17 protein-coding genes are annotated in these 21,277 nt (G+C 34.5%); 10 read left to right on the forward strand and 7 right to left on the reverse strand.

The features are described from left to right. Window positions 1-367 precede the first annotated feature (367 nt). From LQ189_RS13500 to LQ189_RS13510, 3 genes are all read right to left on the reverse strand, one after another. On the reverse strand, window positions 368-2,782 hold the full coding sequence (locus LQ189_RS13500; protein ID WP_230157855.1) for a ribonucleoside-diphosphate reductase subunit alpha: 2,415 nt from the start codon (window positions 2,780-2,782) through the stop codon (window positions 368-370). 259 nt (window positions 2,783-3,041) lie between these two features. After that, window positions 3,042-4,019 (reverse strand): ribonucleotide-diphosphate reductase subunit beta, encoded by a 978-nt coding sequence (locus LQ189_RS13505; RefSeq protein ID WP_144889710.1) that lies wholly within the window; start codon window positions 4,017-4,019, stop codon window positions 3,042-3,044. Between the two features lie 254 nt (window positions 4,020-4,273). Then, window positions 4,274-4,849 carry a DUF3109 family protein gene (locus LQ189_RS13510; RefSeq protein WP_086452875.1) on the reverse strand — a complete coding sequence of 192 codons (576 nt, stop codon included), beginning with the start codon at window positions 4,847-4,849 and terminating at the stop codon, window positions 4,274-4,276. Window positions 4,850-5,035: 186 nt separating this feature from the next. On the opposite strand from LQ189_RS13510, the gene LQ189_RS13515 reads away from it, so the two are divergent. Both LQ189_RS13515 and LQ189_RS13520 read left to right on the forward strand, forming a co-directional pair. Further along, window positions 5,036-5,611: a MarC family protein gene (locus tag LQ189_RS13515; RefSeq protein ID WP_370634867.1), complete on the forward strand. Its 576-nt coding sequence runs from the start codon at window positions 5,036-5,038 to the stop codon at window positions 5,609-5,611. Window positions 5,612-5,709: 98 nt separating this feature from the next. Next, window positions 5,710-5,913, forward strand: a complete 204-nt coding sequence (locus LQ189_RS13520; RefSeq protein WP_086452873.1) for a hypothetical protein — start codon at window positions 5,710-5,712, stop codon at window positions 5,911-5,913. 173 nt (window positions 5,914-6,086) lie between these two features. On the opposite strand, the gene LQ189_RS13525 is transcribed toward LQ189_RS13520, so the two are convergent. From LQ189_RS13525 to LQ189_RS13535, 3 genes are read right to left on the reverse strand one after another with little or no spacing between them, the layout of a single operon-like run. Next, entirely contained in the window at window positions 6,087-7,661 is a 1,575-nt protein-coding gene (locus tag LQ189_RS13525) for a S41 family peptidase (protein ID WP_230157856.1), read from the reverse strand. Next, entirely contained in the window at window positions 7,662-8,093 is a 432-nt protein-coding gene (locus tag LQ189_RS13530; protein ID WP_086452871.1) for a dCMP deaminase family protein, read from the reverse strand. It abuts the gene before it with no gap. 1 nt (window position 8,094) lies between these two features. Next, window positions 8,095-8,688: a HupE/UreJ family protein gene (locus LQ189_RS13535; RefSeq protein ID WP_230157857.1), complete on the reverse strand. Its 594-nt coding sequence runs from the start codon at window positions 8,686-8,688 to the stop codon at window positions 8,095-8,097. Between the two features lie 456 nt (window positions 8,689-9,144). On the opposite strand from LQ189_RS13535, the gene LQ189_RS13540 reads away from it, so the two are divergent. From LQ189_RS13540 to LQ189_RS13550, 3 genes are all read left to right on the forward strand, one after another. Then, window positions 9,145-10,623, forward strand: a complete 1,479-nt coding sequence (locus LQ189_RS13540; RefSeq protein WP_230157858.1) for a PhoX family protein — start codon at window positions 9,145-9,147, stop codon at window positions 10,621-10,623. A 70-nt stretch (window positions 10,624-10,693) separates the two neighbouring features. Next, window positions 10,694-12,466: a cytochrome-c peroxidase gene (locus LQ189_RS13545; RefSeq protein WP_230157859.1), complete on the forward strand. Its 1,773-nt coding sequence runs from the start codon at window positions 10,694-10,696 to the stop codon at window positions 12,464-12,466. 139 nt (window positions 12,467-12,605) lie between these two features. Further along, a complete protein-coding gene (locus tag LQ189_RS13550) occupies window positions 12,606-13,037 on the forward strand; it encodes a TerB family tellurite resistance protein (protein WP_086452867.1) in 432 nt (143 codons plus the stop codon). Window positions 13,038-13,093: 56 nt separating this feature from the next. On the opposite strand, the gene fbp is transcribed toward LQ189_RS13550, so the two are convergent. Next, window positions 13,094-14,113 (reverse strand): class 1 fructose-bisphosphatase, encoded by a 1,020-nt coding sequence (gene fbp, locus LQ189_RS13555; RefSeq protein WP_230157861.1) that lies wholly within the window; start codon window positions 14,111-14,113, stop codon window positions 13,094-13,096. Between the two features lie 256 nt (window positions 14,114-14,369). Here fbp and LQ189_RS13560 point away from each other — a divergent pair, with 256 nt between their 5' ends. The 5 genes from LQ189_RS13560 to LQ189_RS13580 all read left to right on the forward strand — a co-directional run bounded on the left by LQ189_RS13560 (window position 14,370) and on the right by LQ189_RS13580 (window position 21,256). Further along, window positions 14,370-14,876 (forward strand): GNAT family N-acetyltransferase, encoded by a 507-nt coding sequence (locus LQ189_RS13560; protein ID WP_230157862.1) that lies wholly within the window; start codon window positions 14,370-14,372, stop codon window positions 14,874-14,876. A gap of 99 nt (window positions 14,877-14,975) precedes the next feature. Further along, entirely contained in the window at window positions 14,976-16,232 is a 1,257-nt protein-coding gene (locus tag LQ189_RS13565) for an aspartate kinase (RefSeq protein ID WP_230157864.1), read from the forward strand. Window positions 16,233-16,299: 67 nt separating this feature from the next. Further along, window positions 16,300-16,833, forward strand: coding sequence for a helix-turn-helix domain-containing protein (locus LQ189_RS13570; RefSeq protein ID WP_255667772.1), 534 nt, complete (start codon window positions 16,300-16,302; stop codon window positions 16,831-16,833). After that, entirely contained in the window at window positions 16,743-17,666 is a 924-nt protein-coding gene (locus LQ189_RS13575; RefSeq protein ID WP_230158597.1) for an IS3 family transposase, read from the forward strand. The genes LQ189_RS13570 and LQ189_RS13575 overlap by 91 nt, the downstream gene beginning before the upstream one ends. A 158-nt stretch (window positions 17,667-17,824) precedes the next feature. Then, on the forward strand, window positions 17,825-21,256 hold the full coding sequence (locus LQ189_RS13580; RefSeq protein WP_230157867.1) for a hypothetical protein: 3,432 nt from the start codon (window positions 17,825-17,827) through the stop codon (window positions 21,254-21,256). Window positions 21,257-21,277 lie beyond the last annotated feature (21 nt).

Genomic DNA, 21,277 nt, shown 5'->3' on the forward strand with positions numbered 1-21,277 from the left:
TAAAGGGTGGTTTGCTACATTGTAGAGTAAAGTAGCAGTCTTGCAGTTATTTGCATCTTCAATACATACAAAGATACACCCACATACGCCTCCTAGAGTTACACTATTTAGGGAGAGTGTTTCGAAATTCTCACTTTAAGGCTCTAAAACGAACCCTCTCAAGTTAGTGCAACTCAGTATACATATCACTGAAACTAGCAAATATCTTTTCAAGATGCTTAATTCGTAGCCCTGATAGCAGTGGAAATCCTTATAAGCCGGGGTTCGGCGTATAAGATTGTAACGAATAGCAGGAAATAGCTCCTAAAAAAAACAGCTACCAAAAATGATAGCTGTTTTTATAAATATTAAATACTCTTTTTTTTATTTACGATCCACACATTTCACAATCTTCTGGACCAGCATTTTTGGCTAGTTCGATCATGGCTCTGTATTCAGCTGCTGTCATTTCTACAGGTTCAGCTACAACCGGAATTGCAATGGGTTGTTCTTTAATAACAATAGGCTCTGCTTTTTTATCGTTGTTTAATGTAAATTTAATTGCATCAACGGCAGCTTTTGTTCTTAAATAATACATTCCGGTTTTAAGACCTGATTGCCAAGCGTAAAAGTGCATGGAAGTTAATTTAGCATAATTAGCATTTTGCATGAACAAGTTCAACGATTGCGACTGATCTACAAAATACCCGCGCTGGCGAGACATGTCAATGATATCCTTCATAGACATTTCCCAAACAGTTTTGTAAAGATCTTTCAAATCCTGAGGGATATCAAGCGCTTGTACCGATCCGTTATTACGCATTAACTCTTGCTTCAAGTTTTCGTTCCACAAGCCACGCTCTACAAGATCGTGAAGCAAGTGTTTGTTTACCACGATAAACTCACCCGAAAGTACACGTCTGGTATAAATATTTGAAGTGTACGGCTCGAATGCTTCGTTGTTCCCCAAAATTTGAGAAGTAGATGCGGTAGGCATTGGCGCCACCAATAAAGAGTTACGAACACCGTGCTCCATTACTTCTTTGCGAAGCGACGACCAGTCCCAACGACCTGATAAATCAGCATCGGTTAATCCCCATAAATTGTATTGGAATTCCCCTTGTGAAATTGGCGATCCAGCAAAACTTGAATACGGTCCTTCTTCTTTAGCCATTTCCATCGATGCTGTTACGGCTGCAAAGTACATGGTTTCAAAAATTTCTTGATTCAGTTTTTTAGCTTCGTCACTTGTAAACGGCAAACGCAGCATGATAAATGCATCTGCAAGTCCTTGCACACCAAGACCAATTGGACGGTGGCGTTTATTAGAGTTTTCTCCTTCTTTAACCGGATAATAATTTCTATCAATTACTTTATTTAGGTTGCGCGTTACACGCTTAGTTACCGTATAAAACAAATCGTGATTGAACGCTCCGTTTTCAACAAACATTGGCAATGACAACGAAGCCAAGTTACATACAGCAATTTCATCTTTTGAAGTAAACTCCATAATCTCAGTACACAAATTCGACGAGCGAATAGTACCTAGATTTTTTTGGTTCGATTTGCGGTTGGCTGCATCTTTGTACAACATGTAAGGTGTTCCAGTCTCAATTTGAGACTCTAGGATTTTCTCCCACAATTCATGCGCTTTGATGGTTTTTCTACCTTTACCTGCTTTTTCATAATCAGTGTACATTTTTTCAAACTCTTCTCCATGCACATCATACAAGCCAGGACATTCGTTAGGACACATTAAAGTCCACAATCCATCTTCTTGCACACGTTTCATGAATAAATCCGAAGTCCACATCGCAAAAAACAAATCTCTTGCACGCATTTCTTCTTTTCCTGTATTCTTTTTCAAGTCAAGGAAATCAAAGATATCAGCATGCCAAGTTTCTATGTAAATGGCAAAACTTCCTTTACGTTTTCCACCACCTTGATCTACATAACGCGCCGTATCATTGAACACACGCAACATCGGAACAATTCCGTTTGATGTTCCGTTTGTTCCACGAATATACGATCCTGTAGCTCTCACGTTGTGAATTGATAATCCAATTCCTCCTGCTGATTGCGAGATTTTAGCTGTTTGTTTCAACGTATCGTAAATCCCATCAATACTGTCATCTTGCATCGCCAATAGGAAACAACTTGACATCTGAGGTTTTGGCGTACCGGCATTAAATAAGGTAGGCGTAGCATGGGTAAAGAATTTTTTCGACATCAAGTCGTACGTTTCAATAACCGATTTCAAATCACCTAAGTGAATCCCCACAGATACACGCATCAACATGTGCTGCGGACGCTCTACAATTTTACCGTTTATTTTAAGCAAATACGATCTTTCTAGCGTTTTAAAACCAAAATAATCGTAGTTGAAATCTCTATTGTATATAATGTGTGAGTCTAAAAACTCAGCGTTATCCATAATCACTTTGTGTACTTCCTCAGATAACAAAGGAGCGTACTGACCGTTTCTAGGGTTCACATAATTGAACATGTCATTCATCGTTTCTGAGAACGATTTTTTAGTGTTCTTGTGCAAATTCGAAATTGCAATACGGGCAGCCAATTGTGCATAATCCGGGTGTGCAATGGTCATTGAGGCAGCTGTTTCAGCCGCAAGATTATCCAATTCTGAGGTAGTAACCCCATCATAAAGTCCTTCAATAACACGCATCGCCACTTTTACAGCGTCTACTAAATCATTCAAACCATAGCATAGTTTTTTAATTCTATCAGTGATTTTGTCAAACATTACAGGCTCTTTGTGCCCGTCTCTTTTTACTACATACATACGCAAAGTGGTTTTAAAAAACAGAAAATCCCTTCTCTGTTTTAAGTTATTTGTTGATTATTTCGCAGCATAACCACCACAACTCTTGTGGCAGCAACTACTATTGATGGTTACTGATTTAGAATAAAGTTCAGTTTCTTTATTTTCGGGAGCTTATCCCGCTGTCATTCCAATCTTTTTAGTCCTGAGAAAAATCAGGACTAAAAAGGATTTTCCCTTCCATCGGGGCTAGGAAGGTAGTAGGTATATTCAAAACCGATTAAAAATCAGCGTCGAAGGTAATTTTTTGTGCTTCTTCATCGGTGTTCATCACACCTGCTTTTTGGTATTCAGCTACTTTTTTCTCGAAGAAGTTGGTTTTTCCTTGCAATGAAATCATGTCCATAAAATCAAAAGGATTAGCCGTATTGTATTCTCTGTCACAACCTAATTCTACTAACAAACGATCTGCAACAAACTCCAAATACTGTGTCATCAATCCTGCATTCATTCCAATTAAAGATACTGGCAAGGACTCGGTGATGAACTCTCTTTCAATGTTCAAAGCATCCACAATAATTTCTCTAATTCTATCTTTTGGTACTTTGTTAACCAAGTGGTGGTTGTGCAAGTGAACCGCAAAATCACAGTGAACTCCTTCGTCACGAGAAATCAATTCGTTTGAAAAAGTAAGTCCTGGCATTAAGCCACGTTTTTTCAACCAGTAGATAGAACAAAATGCTCCTGAGAAAAAGATTCCTTCAACAGCTGCAAAAGCAATCAAACGCTCCGCAAACGAATCTGATTCAATCCATTTCAAAGCCCAGTCTGCTTTTTTCTTAATAGCAGGAAAAACTTCAAGTGCATTGAACAACTCGTCTTTCTCCGCTTCGTCTTTCACATAAGTATCAATCAATAACGAATAGGTTTCGCTGTGAATGTTTTCCATCATGATTTGAAAGCCATAAAAAAACTTTGCCTCAGCATACTGTACCTCATTTACAAAATTTTCTGCTAAATTTTCGTTTACAATCCCATCTGAAGCAGCAAAAAATGCTAAAATATGCTTCACAAAATAACGCTCTTCATCAGAAAGTTTGTTATTCCAGTCATTTAAATCCTGCGATAAATCAATTTCTTCAGCAGTCCAAAAACTAGCTTCCATTTTCTTGTACCATTCCCAAATATCATGGTGCTTGATAGGAAAAATTACGAAGCGATTTTTGTTTTCTTGTAAAATAGGTTCCACTTGTGTCATTGTATTGTTTTATTTTGTTGTGATTTTAACGAAATTCTATTCGATCTGGGGAGTACAAAGGTTGTGAAATATTGCTGGATTTAAAAGCCAAACTTATTCACAATCGGCCCTAGTTTTTAACAACGAAAAGAAAAATTCTCGTTTATAGCTTTAATTGTAAAAATTTGAAAATCAATAGTTTATATTTTACAAAATGGCGTTAGCCACTGTAAAATATAGGATTTAAGAAATTGAAATTGTGGGGTAGTTTTGTGCTATTTTGAATTGTTTAAGTGCTCTTGAGCAACAGTCTCTAGTTCTGCATACCAGTCTTCACCAAACTTGCGTACCAAAGCTTCTTTGACAAACTTATAAACTGGAACCTCTAACTCTTGTCCTAGTGAACAGGCAGCATCACAAATGTCCCATTTATCATAATTTACAGCTGCAAACTCTGTAAAATCTTTTACCCGAACTGGATATAAATGACAAGAAACGGGTTTTTTCCAGTCGATTATTCCTTGATTGTAGGCTTGCTCAATCCCACATAATGCAGTTTTGCCGTCAAAGATGACATAAGCACAATCTTTATTGTCAATAAGTGGTGTTTCCAGTTCACCATCTGTTCCAGTTACCCAAGTTCCCTGCGCTTCAATAGCCTCAATACCTTGCTTGCGCAAAAAAGGTTTTACTTTTGGATAAATAGATTCTAGGATTTTTGTTTCTTCCTCACTTAATGGCGCACCAGCGTCACCATCTACACAACAAGCTCCCTTGCAGGCAGTTAGATTACAAACAAAATCTTTTTCGAGTAAGTCTTCTGAGACGATGGTTTTTCCTAGTTGAAACATGCTGCAAAGGTATTCAAAGAAATTTAAAAATGAAGCACTGAAAATCAAAAAAAGAATTTAGCAAAAACGGAAGGCTTGCCTTCTACATTATAAATCAAAATATTTTTAACTTGACCTTAAAATAATACAAGATTGAACCCGCTAACCATCAAAAATGAATACTTTTGTACCATTAAAACCAACATTATGCAGTTAGACATCAGAGAAATAATTACCGTTAGTATGGTTCTTTTTGCCGTAATTGACATTGTGGGATCTATACCTATTATTGTAGATCTCCGTACTAAACACGGCCACATCGAATCTGAGAAAGCCTCCATCGTAGCTGGAGTCATTATGATTGTTTTCCTTTTTGCAGGAGAAGAACTTTTAAATTTAATTGGTATCGATGTGAATTCATTTGCAGTTGCAGGTTCATTTGTTCTTTTTTTCCTAGCCTTAGAGATGATATTAGGCATTCGTATTTATCGTGACGAAGAAGCGAGTTCAGCATCTATTGTTCCACTAGCCTTTCCACTTATTGCTGGTGCTGGAACCATGACTACCTTACTTTCCTTACGTTCTCAATTTTTTACTATTAATATTGTCATAGCCATATTCTTGAACATCATTTTAGTATACATCGTTTTAAAATCTTCTTCTAAAATTGAAAAGATGTTAGGCGAAAACGGACTTGGAGTGATCCGAAAGACTTTTGGAGTAGTATTATTAGCAATTGCTGTTAAATTATTTGCTGCTAATGTTAAAGGTTTGTTTCTTTAATATAAAATTTAATAATTTTACACCCTAATTTTAATTGGTTACATAGAATTTACTTCTATCTTTTTCAGTACACTAAGATTTAAACAACAAACTCATTTATGAAAATTTTCACTAACATATTGGTATTTTTGGCACTAGCTTTAATCGTCTTTAATGTTACATTACTAGATTTTAAAAACCCCTTTCAAGGAGAAAGCATTGTTGCGTTTATTGGTATTGCAGCCTCATTATGTGCTGTATTGATTCTTCTTATTTTTAGAGTTTCCAAAAAGATTGAAGAAAAATCAAATCCAAAAACATAATAAAGTATAGTTAATTTTGAAATATATTTAAGGATGCGCTAGACTTTTAGCGCATCCTTTTTTTATTAGAAAAAATAATTCAGTAATAAACTTCTTAAAGCATACTTTAAAAGGAAAAGTATCATTCGATAGAAAATTAGAGTAATACGATCTAAAACTTATTGATTTTTGAATCATTTCAATTTCAATGCTTCTTTAAGCATAGAATCTTCTTTAAGAATAATTTCATAATACTTGTTCTCGCCAAACAATTGTCTTGCGTACTCTGCAGTTAGAAATCTTTTTACAAGCGACTTACTTTTAGAAAACTGAATGTCGAGACCGTTATCAAGAATGAATCTTTGAAATTTATTAAAATAATTATCAGACGTATTAATTTTTTCTTGTAACGCTGTGTATGCAATTCCTTTGAACTCCTTGTTATGAGAATCTAAATCCTCAAAAACATAATTCCCCATAATACCAGATTGCAATATATAACCCGCACTTTGGCTACTGTGCTCTAACTCAATAGGAACAAAAACATCAGGAACTATTCCACCACCGCCGTAGACTATTCGTCCTTTCTTGGTTTTATATTTTAGAGTATCCGCAACTTTAATACTGTCTTTTTCATACAGCTCTCCATTTTCAAATCGGGTTTCCGACTCTTTAAAATAGGCTTCTTTGCCTTTAGCATACGGTTTTTGAATGGATCGTCCTGTAGGTGTGTAGTAGCGCGCTATGGTAAGACGCACTGATGATCCGTCAGCAAAAGGCATTTCTCGTTGAACCAATCCTTTACCAAAAGAACGTCGGCCTACAATAAGACCTCTATCGTTGTCTTGAATGGCTCCAGCAAGAATTTCACTGGCCGATGCACTATTTTCGTTGATAAGAATAGTTAGTTTTCCTGTTTCGAATTGCCCGTTTGCTGTTGCAAAGGTTTTGGTCACTTTTCCGTTTTTGTTTTTGGTAAAAACAATGAGTTGCTTATCTGGCAGTAACTCATCTATGATAGCGATGGCTTCCTCCATATAACCACCTCCATTATCTCTCACATCAATTACTAAGGATTTTGCACCTTGTTTTTTTAGTTTCCCTAAACCTCTCATAAACTCATCATAAGTAGTCTCTGAAAATCTATTTATTTTGATATAACCTGTAGTGGCATTGATGAGCATAGCCACATCAATACTGTTTAACGGGATAACATCTCTTTTTATTTTAAATTTTAGTTTTTGCTTGGTGGTCTTTCTGTACACAGTAAGCTCTACTTGAGAGCCAACTGTTCCTTTGAGTTGAGAAAACAAGCTATCAGAAGGGAGTTTTCTACCATAAAGCTTTGTCTTTCCGGCGTATAAAATTCTGTCTCCTGCTTGAATTCCAGCTTTTGCCGAAGGGCCATTTTCAACAGGTTTTATAACCGCAACAGAATCTTTATACATGTAAAAATTAACGCCAATACCCACAAAATTCCCTTGCATACTTTCAACTACTTCTTGCTGGTCACTTGGTGAAATGTATACAGAATGTGGATCAAGCTGCGCGAGAATATTATCTACAGTAAGGTTGACAATAGAGTCTGTATTCACTTCATCTACATATTCTTTGTCAATAAAATCTATGAGTTTATTTAGTTTGTTTTTAGCATTATTATCGCCCATTAAACGGGAGGCATTGGGAAAATTCAATAAGCCACCCAGCAGCACACCAAAAGCTAGTGTGGCAAATAAAATAAGAGGCAAATATTTTGTGTTGAATTTCATTTATTCTTCCATTATAGGTATGTGCTCCACCTCTACACCTGCTTTCATCAAAAATTGTATTCCAGAATCATCTCTATATCCAGCGTGATACACTACTCTTTTTATACCCGACTGGTGAATTAACTTACTGCATTCTTTACATGGAGAAAGGGTAATGTACAACGTAGCACCCTCACAAGATTGCGTAGAACGTGCAACTTTAAGAATCGCATTCGCCTCAGCGTGCAATACATCCCAGCGCGTAAGTCCTTCCTCATCTTCGCAGCAATTATCAAAACCGCTTGGCGTACCATTGTACCCATCAGAAATAATCATTCGATCCCTAACTATAATGGCTCCTACTTGTTTGCGCTTGCAATAAGATAATAAACTCCACTCTTTTGCAATTCGTAAGTAGGCTTTGTCGTATTTATTTAATTTTTTTTCGCTCATTTTATCGTATCCAAAGTTCACTTTCAACTAATAACGGAATCACAACCCCTATGACAAAAGCCGACATGACTAAGGTCCAATCTCTTTTAGAAAATCTAAAAACGGTTTGTACCAAATAAGAAATAATTAGAAGTACAAAAACAACTATAATTTGAGCAGCTTCGATGCCCAAGGCAAACTCAGCAAGAGGTAAAACTTTTGAAGCAGCATCTCCACCCAAGATAGATTTAAAATAATTTGAAAAACCTAAACCGTGGATAATCCCAAAAAACAAAGTTGTAAAAAACACAAGGTTGATACTTTCTTTTTTACCAGATTTACCTGCTGTAAAAAGATTAAACGAAGCCGTTATTAATATGGTTACTGGAATCATAAACTCTACAACATTTACTTTAATAGCTACAATACCAAAAACAGATAACATTAACGCCATAGTGTGACCAATTGTAAATAAAGTTACTAATAGCGCTACACGTTTCCAATCCTTGAAAGAATAAGGAATAGTTAGGGCTATTAAAAACAAAACGTGATCATAGGCATGTATATCTAAAACATGTTTTAAACCTATTTGAAAGTAAATCCAAAATTCTTGCATTACTACTAATTTAAGTTGCTAAAAGGGTTGTAAACTTACAATAAATTTTGAAAATCCTTCCCTAGAATATCTAATAAATTCAATGAAAACAATACGTTCAATATCTTGAAAAACGAATATAGCAACTCGAATAAAGTCATTTGGCACACGCTCAAAAAGTAACATTCATAACTGCTGCACGATCAACAACACTTACTTACATTATAATATAACTTGGCAACAAAAAAAGAAAAGCATAAAATCCTCAATGCTTTAAAACGCAATTTTAAAAGACAGCTATTAGAATGTATAAATCTTACAAATCATGCAAATAATCTTAACTTTACTTTAAATTAACAGGTTTACAATGTGTTAATCTTGGAGTAACATTTTAATGATAAATCAACAATATTGACCTAAACTAAGATTCAGTTTCTTGCGATAGTTTTGCATTCAAACGAACTAAACACAATTATCATGAATCAGAATTATTTAAAAAAAATAGCATTATCATCGCTTTTGTTAGCTGCAGCGGTAGGGTGTCAAGACGACAAAAATGAAACCCCTAGCGAAAACAAAGCTATTAATTTTTCAAATGTTTCTTCAGTTCCTGCATTGGCTGTAGCCAAAGAAGGATTCGAAAACTTACAAATCACTTCATTATTAAGCAGTTCAGATGTCTTAACACAATCACCAGGATTTATTTACGGTGCTCAACCTGATGGTGCTGGATTTATGAAAGATCCTGCAGGTGATGGTTACATTATGATTACCAACCACGAAATATTAAAATCTGTATCCAGAGTATATTTTGACAAAACTCTTAAGCCAGTAAAAGGAGATTATATTGTTGATGCAGTGGGCGGGATGACTCGTTTGTGCTCGGCTACACTTGCCGTACCAGCAATTCACGGGTTTGGTCCTTTGTTTTTGACTGCTGGAGAAAGTGGTGAAGAAAGTATGGTACACGGTATTGATCCATTAGGCCTTACAAGTATGAAAACTAGAACGGACCGCGTTTTACCAGCTTTAGGAAAAGCGAGTATGGAAAATGCAGTACCATTGACCAAGCAAGCCTATCCTGGAAAAACAGTTATTGTAATTGGTGAAGATCAATCTTACTCTACCTCTCACGCCAGTGCAGGACAAGTTATCATGTACATGAGCGAAACTGTTGGAGATTTAAACAACGGAAAATTATACGCCTTAAAAAGAAATGATGGTAACCAAGTAGAGACTAGCATGAATGTAGGAACCTCATTTGATGTATCTTTTGTAGAAATTCCAAATGCTAAAAACTTAACTGGTGCAGTAATCAATACTACTGTAAACAACTTGGGAGCCATTCGTTTTTCTAGAGTTGAAGATGTAGATTACAGAAAAGGATCAGCAAAAAACAACCGTGAATTGTATTTTACAGCTACTGGACAAGCTAGCGCAAATGCTCCAGTTGCAGGTTATACCATGTGGGGACGTGTTTACAAGCTTATTTTAGACGATGCTAATCCATTAAAAGGAAAATTAGAATTGGTAATTGAAGGTGACTCAACTCCTGGAACAGGAATTATCAATCCAGATAACATTACCGTGACTGAGAATTATGTGTACACACAAGAAGATGGAGATTCATTCTATCCTGCTGCAAAACACGATTCTTATATCTGGCAATACAACATTGCATCTAAGGTTAACAAACCTTGGTTGACAATGAATCACAAAAGAACTGATGCTGCCTGGAATACAACTTACAACCCAGCTAATGAAATGCGTTTTGGAAGTTGGGAATATGGTGCAATGGAAGATATTTCAGATGTAATTGGTGTTCCGAATACATTTATCGTAAACATACATCCACATACATGGCAAAAAGATGCTTTTTCAAATGCTGATGGTAGTGGATTAAACACAAACAAAGAAGGTGGTCAAACCATCATCATCCGAAACGTACAACGATAATTACCTCAACTATTGATATGAAAACAGCCCAAAATTTTGGGTTGTTTTTGTATTTAAGACAATCCACAACATGAAACCGCTATTAAAACTGCTGCCTCTATTACTCCTATTTTTTTCTTGTCAAAAGCAATACACTAGTTTGACCATTCAAGAAGAACTGTTATCGAATTTAGAGGAACTCAATCAAGAATTACTTGCTTTTGAAAAAGTAGCCGCCAAAAATCCAACTCAAAAACAACTACAAAAATCATTTGTAACAAGCCGCATTGCATATAAAAAAATAGAATGGGCTGTCGAATATTTTACGCCAGACCCAGCACGATTTATTAACGGACCAGCACTTGATGAATTAGAAGTAGAAGAAAACAAGTTCTTATCACCAAGTGGTTTTCAAGTCATTGAAGAACTAATTTACCCACAATATTCTGCCAATAATTCCAGTACTTTAAAAAGAGAAATTGCCGTTTTAAAAGGTTTAATTGCGCAAGTCAAAGAGCATTTATCCGTAATTACCATCAGCCCTGATTATGTTATTGATGCCAGCAAAATGGAAGTGTACCGAATCTTAACACTTGGCATCACCGGTTTCGATTCGCCAATTGCCAATCAATCCATCCCTGAAACTAAGGCCAGTTTATCTTCTTTAAAAATTGTACTTGAAAAATTAAATACCAATAATTCAAAAACAAAAGTCCTACTTTTTGATTTGATAGACCAAGCAAACACCTTTTGTGATGCGAGTACCAATTTCAACTCCTTTGATCGCGCTTCCTTTATTAAAAAATATTTAAATCCAATATCTCAAAAGCTAGTTCAATTTCAAAAAGACAATAGTATTAAAAACGTAGCGAAGACAAATGCCATCAATCCAGATGCAAAATCGCTTTTTGAAAAAAACACCTTTAATGTAAACGCTTTTATTCCGTCAAAAGAATATGCGTATTCTAAAATAAAAGCTGATCTTGGCAAAAAATTATTTTACGATTCGTCCCTTTCCAAAGATGGAAGACGTAATTGCGCCACATGTCACAATCCGGAATTGGCTTTTACTGACGGACTAAAAACCAACTTGTCATTAAACGGAAGTCAACTACTGAGAAACACACCTACATTAACCTACGCCGGACTTCAAAATGCGCAATTTTGGGATATGCGTCAAACGGATTTAGAGAAACAAAGTTTAGATGTCATTCAAAACAAAGATGAAATGCATGGGGATTTAAAAGACAATTTAACTCGAATACAAAGCAATACTGGATATAAAAAATTGATTAAGAATGCTTTTCCTAAAACTATTAAACTAGAAGAATGGCAATTGCAAAACGCAATTGCGAGTTACGTTCGTTCTTTAAATAAATTCAACTCTAGGTTTGATCAGTACTTTTCGGGCTCTTCAAATACTTTTTCGGATGAGGAAAAACTAGGATTTAATCTCTTTGCAGGAAAAGGAAAATGTGCTACTTGTCATTTCATCCCATTGTTTAATGGGACAGTCCCTCCTATTTACAAAAAAACAGAGCAAGAAGTGATAGGAACACCTCAAACTAAAAACGGAAAAATCATAGATCAAGACTTAGGGCGATTTACACAATACAAAATGGCACAACTGAAAAACGCCTTTAAAACACCTACACTAAGAAACATTGCACAAACAGGTCCGTACATGCATAATGGTGTTTTTAAATCGTTAGAAGAAGTTGTTGTTTTCTATAATGAAGGTGGTGGCGCAGGAAATGGTATTACTGTAGAAAATCAAACCTTACCGTCAGACAAACTCAACTTGACTTTGGCAGAGCAAAAAGCGTTAGTTGCCTTTATGAAAACACTTTCAGATACTAAATAAGCTATATAAACGTATTTTTAGATTACATTTTTACCTAAAAACAAGCGCAATTGACTCTTGCATCTGAAAAAAATTAAACAAAAATTAAAATTATTAATTTAAAAATAGATATATCTTTGTAGTATAAAAAACAACAACTATGTCATTTTCAGATTTATTTGATAGCGAATTTAAGCAAAGAAACAAAGGTCATTTTGCGTCAATTGTTCGCGTAGCGCTTACTGATGGGAAATTTTCACCAGAAGAAAAAGCATTTTTAGACAAACTAGCACTTCGCCTAGAAATATCAGCAGTAGAGTATGAGGAAATTTTAGAAAATCCTTTGAATTACCCTATCAATCCACCGTATTTACACGAGCAAAGATTAGAGCGTTTGTATGATTTAGCCAGAATCGTTCACGTTGATCATCATTTAGGAGATCAACAAGAAGTTTTGTTGAGAAAAATAGGTGTAGCATTAGGGTTCAATACTGATAATGTAAATTACATCATTGACAAAGCCTTAAAACTTGTTGACAAAGAGGTAGACTCTGACACTTTCCTTGAGGAAATGCAAAACATGCACAAATAGATTGCACTTGCATTTAAATAAAAAAGCTTCCAGTAATCCTGGAAGCTTTTTGCTTTTTAGTATTTGCTCAATTTTGCTTTATGCATGAACTCTTCGGCTTTTTCAACCATGTTATAACTTCCGCAAAAGAAAGGAACACGCTGATGCAATTCGGTTGGAGTAATCTCCATGATGCTTCCAAAACCATCTGAAGCTTTACCTCCAGCTTGCTCCACAATAAACGCCATAGGATTACATTCATATAATAAACGTAATTTACCATTAGGTGCTTTTGAACTAGTTGGGTAGATATAAATTCCGCCTTTGATAATATTTCTATGAATATCCGAAACTAAGCTACCGATATATCTGGAAGTATAAGGTCTATCTTCCTCTTCAGTCTGACAGTATTTGATATAATCTTTAACCCCTTGTGGAAAATGAATGTAGTTCCCTTCATTGATAGAGTAAATATGACCGTCTTTTGCAAACTTCATATTAGGGTGTGACAAATAGAAAGTCCCAATAGCAGGATTCAATGTAAACCCATTTACACCATGACCCGTTGTGTACACTAGCATGGTTGATGTTCCATAAATTACATATCCTGCGGCTACTTGATTGATTCCTGGTTGCAAGAAATCCTCCATTGTAACTGGAGTTCCTATTGGCGTAATTCTTCTGTACACTGAGAATATAGTCCCCACAGATACGTTTACATCAATATTTGAAGAGCCATCAAGAGGATCCATCAATACCACATATTTATTGTTGTGGCTGTTATCACTACCTTCAACAGTGATGAATTCATCGTTCTCTTCAGAGGCAATACCGCATACAATTTCACGGTTAATTAAGGTTTGAATAAAAACGTCATTGGCATAAACATCCAGTTTTTGTTGGTCTTCTCCTTGTATATTTTGCTCGCCTGCAGCACCCACAATATCAACTAATCCGGCTTTGTTTACCTTATAGTTTACTACTTTGGCGGCAAGCCTAATTGAGTTAATAATTCGGGATAATTCACCAGACGAATATTGAAAAGCATTTTGATTCTCTATAATAAATTCTCCTAAAGTCTTGTTGCGTTCTTCCATTTCGAAATCGTTGTAGTTATTTTGAAGTCACAAATATCGTTTTTTTTGTGAAAATGATTTCAATAATATGAACTTAGTTTACCACTATTGTATATTTGCTAAATAAACTATATTTTTTTTAGTTTTAAAGCTAATTTAATTGTGATTTCAAGCAATTTAATTAAAATAACACAATGGAATCTTTGTAAGATTTTAAAAACAAGAAATAGAAAAATATCCATTAAATAATCCAATAATTAATAGATACAACTACGCCATGATAATAAGAAAAGGTACTCCGGCAGATATGCCTTCCGTTTTAGGTTTAATCAAAGAACTAGCATTGTTTGAAAAAGAACCAGATGCAGTCCTTATTACCGTTGAAGATTTAGTACGAGATGGTTTTGGAGCTGTGCCGCTGTTTTATGTTTTTGTTGCAGAGATTGATTCAGACTCGCCAGAAAGTACTTCAGAAAAGGAAATTGTAGGTATCGCCTTGTGGTACTACCGGTATTCAACTTGGAAAGGCAAAATCATTCACTTAGAGGATTTAGTGGTAAAGGAAAGCATGCGAGGAACGGGATTAGGTTATGCCTTATATTCTGAAATTTTAAAGCAAGGTAAGAAAGACCAAGTGCGAAGAGTAGAATGGAATGTTCTGGACTGGAATACACCAGCAATTGATTTTTACGAAAAATCAGGAGCCAAAGTATTGCGAGATTGGCATGTAGTACAAATGGATGAAATAGGTATACACCAATTTGTATCTGACAAATTGAAATAAAATATTCAAATTCAGAGACACAAATAGGGAATTAAAAAATTAAAGATAAATAGAATTCTGATTTCAATTTAGAATTTAAAAATTGTGATTTAAGAAAATATGAGAGTATTCAAATTTGGAGGTGCATCAGTAAAAGATGCGGCAGGAATCAAAAACGTGTACAGCGTTTTACAAACAGTGGGTTATGAGGATGTATTATTAGTCGTGTCTGCAATGGGCAAAACTACTAATGCATTGGAACTTGTCATAAAAAATTATTTTGACAAATCAACTGAATTAAATTCATCCGTTCAAGAAGTAAAAAAATACCACAATCAAATCTTGATCGATTTGTTTGAAGATGAAAAAAACGAAGTATTTGCTGCCGTAAATGCACAATTTAGTGATTTAGAATATTTTTTGGCACACAATAAATCTCCTAATTACAATTTTGTTTACGACCAGATTGTAAGCTTTGGCGAATTGATATCAACCACTATTCTGAGTCATTTCATGAATTTTATGGGCATTCAAACACAATGGCTCGATGTTCGTAATTTTGTAAAAACTGATGCTACGTATCGAGATGCTGAAGTAGACTGGGACTTGACACAAGCTAATATTGCCAAAAATGTAAAACGACAAATCCTGAATATTACACAAGGTTTCTTAGGTTCTGACCCCAATAATTTTACAACAACACTAGGTCGTGAAGGATCTGATTATACTGCTGCCATTTTTGCCTATTGCCTAAATGCTGAAAGCGTAACCATCTGGAAAGACGTACCTGGGGTTATGAATGCTGACCCAAGGTATTTTGAGAATGCTAGTTTATTAAACCAGATTTCATATCGAGAAGCTATTGAACTTGCGTTTTATGGCGCTACTGTCATTCACCCAAAAACGTTACAACCTTTACAGAAAAAGGAAATTCCTTTATTTGTAAAATCATTTATTAACCCATTACTAAAAGGGACTAGTGTTTCAAAAGGAGTGGATCTAGAGCCCTATTTACCTTGTTTTATTGTAAAAAGAAACCAATTATTAATTTCGCTCTCCTCTATAGATTTCTCTTTTATTATGGAAGAAAACATCAGTGAGATTTTTGCGTTGTTTCATCAATTCAAAATAAAAGTAAATTTAATCCAAAACTCGGCCATCAGTTTCTCTGTATGTGTTGAAGATAAATTTGATAATTTTAATGCGCTCAATGCCATTTTATCAAAAAAATTCAAAGTAGATTACGAGCAAAATGTAACCTTGTACACCATTAGACATTTTAATGACAATGCTGCAAAAACAGTTGAAGAAAACAAAATTGTTTTACTCAAACAAGTAAGCCGCGAGACCATGCAAGTGGTTACAAAAGAAGTTTAAGAATAGAAAAAAAGGGAAATAACATGAACTGCCCCCAAAAAGTTAGACGCTATTTGGGGGCATTTTTATGGAAAGAAAAGTCAAGTACAATTATGAATTTAAACTTCGCTGTGTGGCAGAAGTTCTAAGAAAACATCGTTCGGTTTATTCGGTAGCCTATGAAAATGGTATATCAAGTTCTAATCTTGATCGCTGGATTAAGTTTTATATTGAATTTGGAAATGAGGGTCTTTTACCAAGACAGAAAAACAAAAACTATAGTATAAACTTTAAACTGAAAGTACTACGAGCTATTGAAAATAAGTCAATATCTTTGAGTAAAGCTTGTTTAACTTTTAATATTCCAAGAGAGTCAACTATAACAAGTTGGCAAAGAAAATACGAAATTGAAGGAGCAGCAGGTTTACAAGATAAACCTAAAGGCAGACCTGTAACTATGAATTTTAAGAGAAAGCAACGAAAAACAGATAAACCATTAACCAGAGAAGAAGAACTTCTAAAAGAACTTGAATATTTACGAGCAGAGAACGAAATTTTAAAAAAGTTCAATGCCTTAGTTCAAGCCGAACAAGCCAAGCAAAACAAAAGGCTCAAACCATAATGGAATTAAGGCATAAATACGATTTAGAGGTTCTACTCAATTGTATGAAAATGGTCAGAAGTAGTTATTATTACTATGAAAAAAGAAGTCAATTAGTTGACAAATACAAGGATATTAAAGAATTGATTAAGCAGATTTACAATCACCATAAAGGCAGATTGGGTTATCGTCGTATTACTTTAGTAATCAGACAAAAGGGAATTATAATTAATCACAAAACAGTATTACGATTGATGAAAAGTTTAGGATTGAAAAGTTTAATACGAGTTAAAAAATACAAATCCTACAAAGGCGAACAAGGAAAAATAACTCCAAATATTTTACAACGCAATTTTAAAGCAGCAAATCCCTATGAAAAATGGGCAACTGATGTAACAGAGTTTAATGTTTCAGGCAACAAATTATATCTATCACCTATTATTGATTTATATAATGGAGAAATAATAAGTTACGAATTATCTGAAAGACCTAATTTTAATCAAATAACCAACATGCTTAAAAAGTCTTTTAAACGAATACCTAATAATACCAATCTAATACTGCACTCAGATCAGGGCTGGCAATATCAAATGAAACAATATCAAACACTATTGAAAGAAAAAGGATTAGTACAAAGTATGTCTAGAAAAGGAAACTGTTTGGATAATGCAATTATTGAAAACTTCTTTGGAATATTAAAATCAGAACTGTTTTATATTATGAAATTTAGAGACATAAACCACTTAAAAACTGAAATTATACAATATATCAAATATTACAATAATGAAAGAATAAAACTCAATTTAAAAGGAATGAGCCCGATACAATATCGAGCTCATTATTATCAAAATTAATTATAAATTTGTCTAAACTTTGGGGTGCAGTATAACATGCAGTTACTTCCCTTTTTATTTAGGAGTAGCAGGATAATACCACTACATACTACCCGTTTTTTGGATACTTATTATCAAATTATAAATACTACTTTTGATTCCTGTGAGTTATAGTATTTATGCTAAAAAAAATCTTGTTTCTCTTTCTTTTGATTTTCTTTTCTGGTCTACAGGCGCAGGAAATCAACTCCTTGTACAAAACAAAAAAAATAGCTAGAACTCAGGATACTCTTTATATTGAAAAAGAAAGTCTTAACCCGCACTTTTTTAAACTGCTTGACGCCAATGGTAAAAAAATAGACAGCACTTTTTTTGAAATTAATTTCACAAAAGGAATTTTACTATTGAAATCCCCTTTGCTAATAGAGCGGGATTCCTTGACCGTGCAGTATTTAAAATTTCCCGAGATACTCACTAAGGTATACCAAGTTTTTGATTCGAATAAAATTGTGAGCAATACGGCGTTACAGGGAACCTTATACACCATAGATAAAAAAAACAATAACAAAACAGTTCCTTTTGATGGACTAAATACCTCTGGAAGTATCACCCGAGGAATTACCATAGGGAACAATCAAAATGCAGTATTTGGATCGAACCTTGACTTACAAATAACAGGCAAAATATCCGACAAAGTAAGCTTGAGAGCCTCCATTCAAGATAGTAATATTCCGCTTCAAGACGGTGGGTATTCTCAAAAATTAGATCAGTTTGATAATGTTTTCATGGAGCTGTATAGCAAAGATTGGAACATTAGAGCGGGTGATATTTTCTTGGAAAACAAAAACACCCAATTCCTAAACTTTAATAAAAAAGTGCAAGGACTTTCTACAAAAATCCAGTTTGGAAATAAAAATTACAAAACCGATCTCTTTGCATCAGCAGCATTAGTAAGAGGACAATATGCAAAAAGTGATATCGTAGGACAAGAAGGCAACCAAGGTCCTTATAAATTAAAAGGACAAAACGGAGAGTTATATGTACTAGTAGTTTCTGGATCGGAGCGCGTATATGTAAATGGCACTTTATTAAAACGAGGTGAGAATAATGACTACACCATTGATTACAATGCGGGAGAGATTGTATTTACACCCTTGTTTACCATAACCTCTGAAATGAGAATTGCTATTGAATACCAATACTCTGATCAAAACTACACCCGATTTGTAACCTATGCAAGGGCAACACACGAGAATAAAAAATGGCGTTTAAAAGGCTATTTGTACTCTGAGAATGATTTGAAAAACCAACCCTTACAACAAAACCTTACTCAAGAACAAGCACAAATTTTGACTCAGGCAGGTGACAATCCTCAATTGATGATAGCACCATCTGAGTATGTTGATAGCTTTGATGAAAATAAAGTACTCTATAAAAAAGTAATTGCAAATGGAGTAACTTTCTTTGAATATTCAAATAAGGATCAGCAAGAATTATTTAATGTCCGTTTTACACAAGTTGGCCCAAATAACGGAAATTATATAGTTGCAAATACCGCCACCATCACCCGTGTGTTTGAATATGTAGCCCCAATAAACGGAATCCCACAAGGTAATTACGAAGCTACTATTCAACTTGTTGCTCCCACAAAAACGCAAGTAGCTACATTCATAAGTGAATACAACCCTAGTGATAAAACAATGATAGCAGCAGAAATGGGGGTAAGTAATACTGATAAAAATTTATTTTCTTCACTTCAAGACAATGACAACAAAGGAATTGCAGGAAAATTAAATGGACAGCAACGTCTTTTTTCAAAAAAATGGCAAATGGATGTTTTTGCAAACTATCAATTTATACAGCGCAATTTTAAATCTGTGGAGCGCATTTACAATATTGAATTTGATAGAGACTGGAATATTGGAACTAATGGAACTGGAAATCAAAGTTTACTAGTTAGCGGTGTGAAACTAAATTTAAATCCTAAAAAACTGACTTCAAAAAAAGGCTTTTTGGTGTACCAATACGAGAAACTAGATTTTTCAGATAGTTTTTCAGGAGGAAAACATGTTGTAAATGGTGCTTTCCAACTAAAAAAATGGAGTTTTAAAAATAGGGGAAGTTTTCTTAAAAGTGAGTCGAACAAATCGCAATCTGAATTTTTTAGAAATCAATTCCAAATGCGTTATGATCACAAAAAAAACTGGATAGGCACAACCCTTCGAACAGAAGACAATAAGGAAAAAGACACTAATACGCTCCAGTTTTCGGCCTTGAGCCAAAAATTTAAAGAATACGGCTTTTTTGCTGGTCGCGGTGATAGTACTAAAGTTTTTGTAGAGCTAGGCTATTTAAAGCGTAGCAATGACAGTTTACAAAACAACTTGATTCAAAGAGTAAATACCTCTCAAACCTTTGCACTAAAAACAAAACTAATTCAAACCGCAAAAAGTGACTTGTCAATTGTATCTCAATATAGAGTGTTAGACTTTGAAACAAATACACAAAAAAAAGAATCTACACTCAACTCAAGGATTATTTACACAGATCGGTTTTTGAAACAATTATTGGTAAGCAACACTGTATTTGAGACTAATTCTGGTACGATTCCGCAACAAGAATTCACCTACTTAGAGGTTGCGGCAGGACAAGGAGTTTACACCTGGAACGATTACAATAACAATGGTATTCAAGAGCTACAGGAATTTGAAGTGGCGCCTTTTGTTGATCAAGCACAGTTTATAAGAGTGTTTTTACCTAACCGCATTTTTATAAAAACCCATCAAAATAAATTTTCTCAATCCATTACGTGGAACCCTACAATATGGCAAAATAATAAAGGATTTAGAAAATTCCTCTCTAATTTTTACAACCAAACTACCTTTTTATTAGATCGAAAAGTGAAAAACGATGGTGCAAATTTTGAATTAAATCCGTTTTCTAATGCTACTAAAAATGTTTTGGGTTTAAACTATAATTTTAGAAATAGTTTGTTTTACAACAGAGGTAAACAAAAACATTCCGTTACCTATTCCTATCTAGAAAGTAAAACTACAAACCTATCATCCATTGGCTCACAGGAAGTTTCAAACTATTCACATCAGTTGCAATACAATCATTTATACCAAAAAAATTGGCTTTTTGGTGTTTTTACAAAAACAATACAATCTGCTTTAAAATCTGAAAATTTCCCAGAAAAAAACTTCAATCTTTCGGGTTACCAATGGACACCAAAAATTAGTTACTTATTTTCAAAAAATACCAGTTGGGAATTATTTTATGAATTGCAAAAAAAAGAAAATACAATCGGCGCGCAGGAAACGCTCACTCAAAGTAGATTTGGGACATCCTTTTCATTTGCTGGAGCAAAAAAAATAACAATGAATGGAGAATTATCTTTATATCAAAATAAATTTATAGGAAACGAACTTTCTGCAGTAGGATTTCAAATGCTTGAGGGACTACAAACGGGACAAAACTTAACATGGAGATTGCTTTTGCAAAAAAATATTACTCAGTTTTTAGACATAAACATCAATTATCAAGGCCGAAAAAGTGAAAAAAGCAATGCCATACACACTGGAAACGTTCAACTAAGAGCCTATTTTTAAGCAATTATACGATATTGAATT

This window comes from Flavobacterium sp. CECT 9288, from assembly GCF_918731615.1.
In the GTDB taxonomy this organism is placed as follows: Bacteria; Bacteroidota; Bacteroidia; order Flavobacteriales; family Flavobacteriaceae; genus Flavobacterium.

What these genes read in the sequence shown, in the direction of transcription:
- LQ189_RS13505 (WP_144889710.1), bottom strand. Translation starts at nt 4,019, where the DNA reads ATGACACAAGTGGAACCTATTTTACAAGAAAACAAAAATCGCTTCGTA.
- LQ189_RS13515 (WP_370634867.1), top strand. Translation starts at nt 5,036, where the DNA reads ATGCAGTTAGACATCAGAGAAATAATTACCGTTAGTATGGTTCTTTTT.
- LQ189_RS13550 (WP_086452867.1), top strand. Translation starts at nt 12,606, where the DNA reads ATGTCATTTTCAGATTTATTTGATAGCGAATTTAAGCAAAGAAACAAA.
- fbp (WP_230157861.1), bottom strand. Translation starts at nt 14,113, where the DNA reads ATGGAAGAACGCAACAAGACTTTAGGAGAATTTATTATAGAGAATCAA.
- LQ189_RS13570 (WP_255667772.1), top strand. Translation starts at nt 16,300, where the DNA reads ATGGAAAGAAAAGTCAAGTACAATTATGAATTTAAACTTCGCTGTGTG.
- LQ189_RS13560 (WP_230157862.1), top strand. Translation starts at nt 14,370, where the DNA reads ATGATAATAAGAAAAGGTACTCCGGCAGATATGCCTTCCGTTTTAGGT.
- LQ189_RS13520 (WP_086452873.1), top strand. Translation starts at nt 5,710, where the DNA reads ATGAAAATTTTCACTAACATATTGGTATTTTTGGCACTAGCTTTAATC.
- LQ189_RS13565 (WP_230157864.1), top strand. Translation starts at nt 14,976, where the DNA reads ATGAGAGTATTCAAATTTGGAGGTGCATCAGTAAAAGATGCGGCAGGA.
- LQ189_RS13530 (WP_086452871.1), bottom strand. Translation starts at nt 8,093, where the DNA reads ATGAGCGAAAAAAAATTAAATAAATACGACAAAGCCTACTTACGAATT.
- LQ189_RS13545 (WP_230157859.1), top strand. Translation starts at nt 10,694, where the DNA reads ATGAAACCGCTATTAAAACTGCTGCCTCTATTACTCCTATTTTTTTCT.
- LQ189_RS13540 (WP_230157858.1), top strand. Translation starts at nt 9,145, where the DNA reads ATGAATCAGAATTATTTAAAAAAAATAGCATTATCATCGCTTTTGTTA.
- LQ189_RS13500 (WP_230157855.1), bottom strand. Translation starts at nt 2,782, where the DNA reads ATGTATGTAGTAAAAAGAGACGGGCACAAAGAGCCTGTAATGTTTGAC.
- LQ189_RS13580 (WP_230157867.1), top strand. Translation starts at nt 17,825, where the DNA reads ATGCTAAAAAAAATCTTGTTTCTCTTTCTTTTGATTTTCTTTTCTGGT.
- LQ189_RS13535 (WP_230157857.1), bottom strand. Translation starts at nt 8,688, where the DNA reads ATGCAAGAATTTTGGATTTACTTTCAAATAGGTTTAAAACATGTTTTA.
- LQ189_RS13510 (WP_086452875.1), bottom strand. Translation starts at nt 4,849, where the DNA reads ATGTTTCAACTAGGAAAAACCATCGTCTCAGAAGACTTACTCGAAAAA.
- LQ189_RS13525 (WP_230157856.1), bottom strand. Translation starts at nt 7,661, where the DNA reads ATGAAATTCAACACAAAATATTTGCCTCTTATTTTATTTGCCACACTA.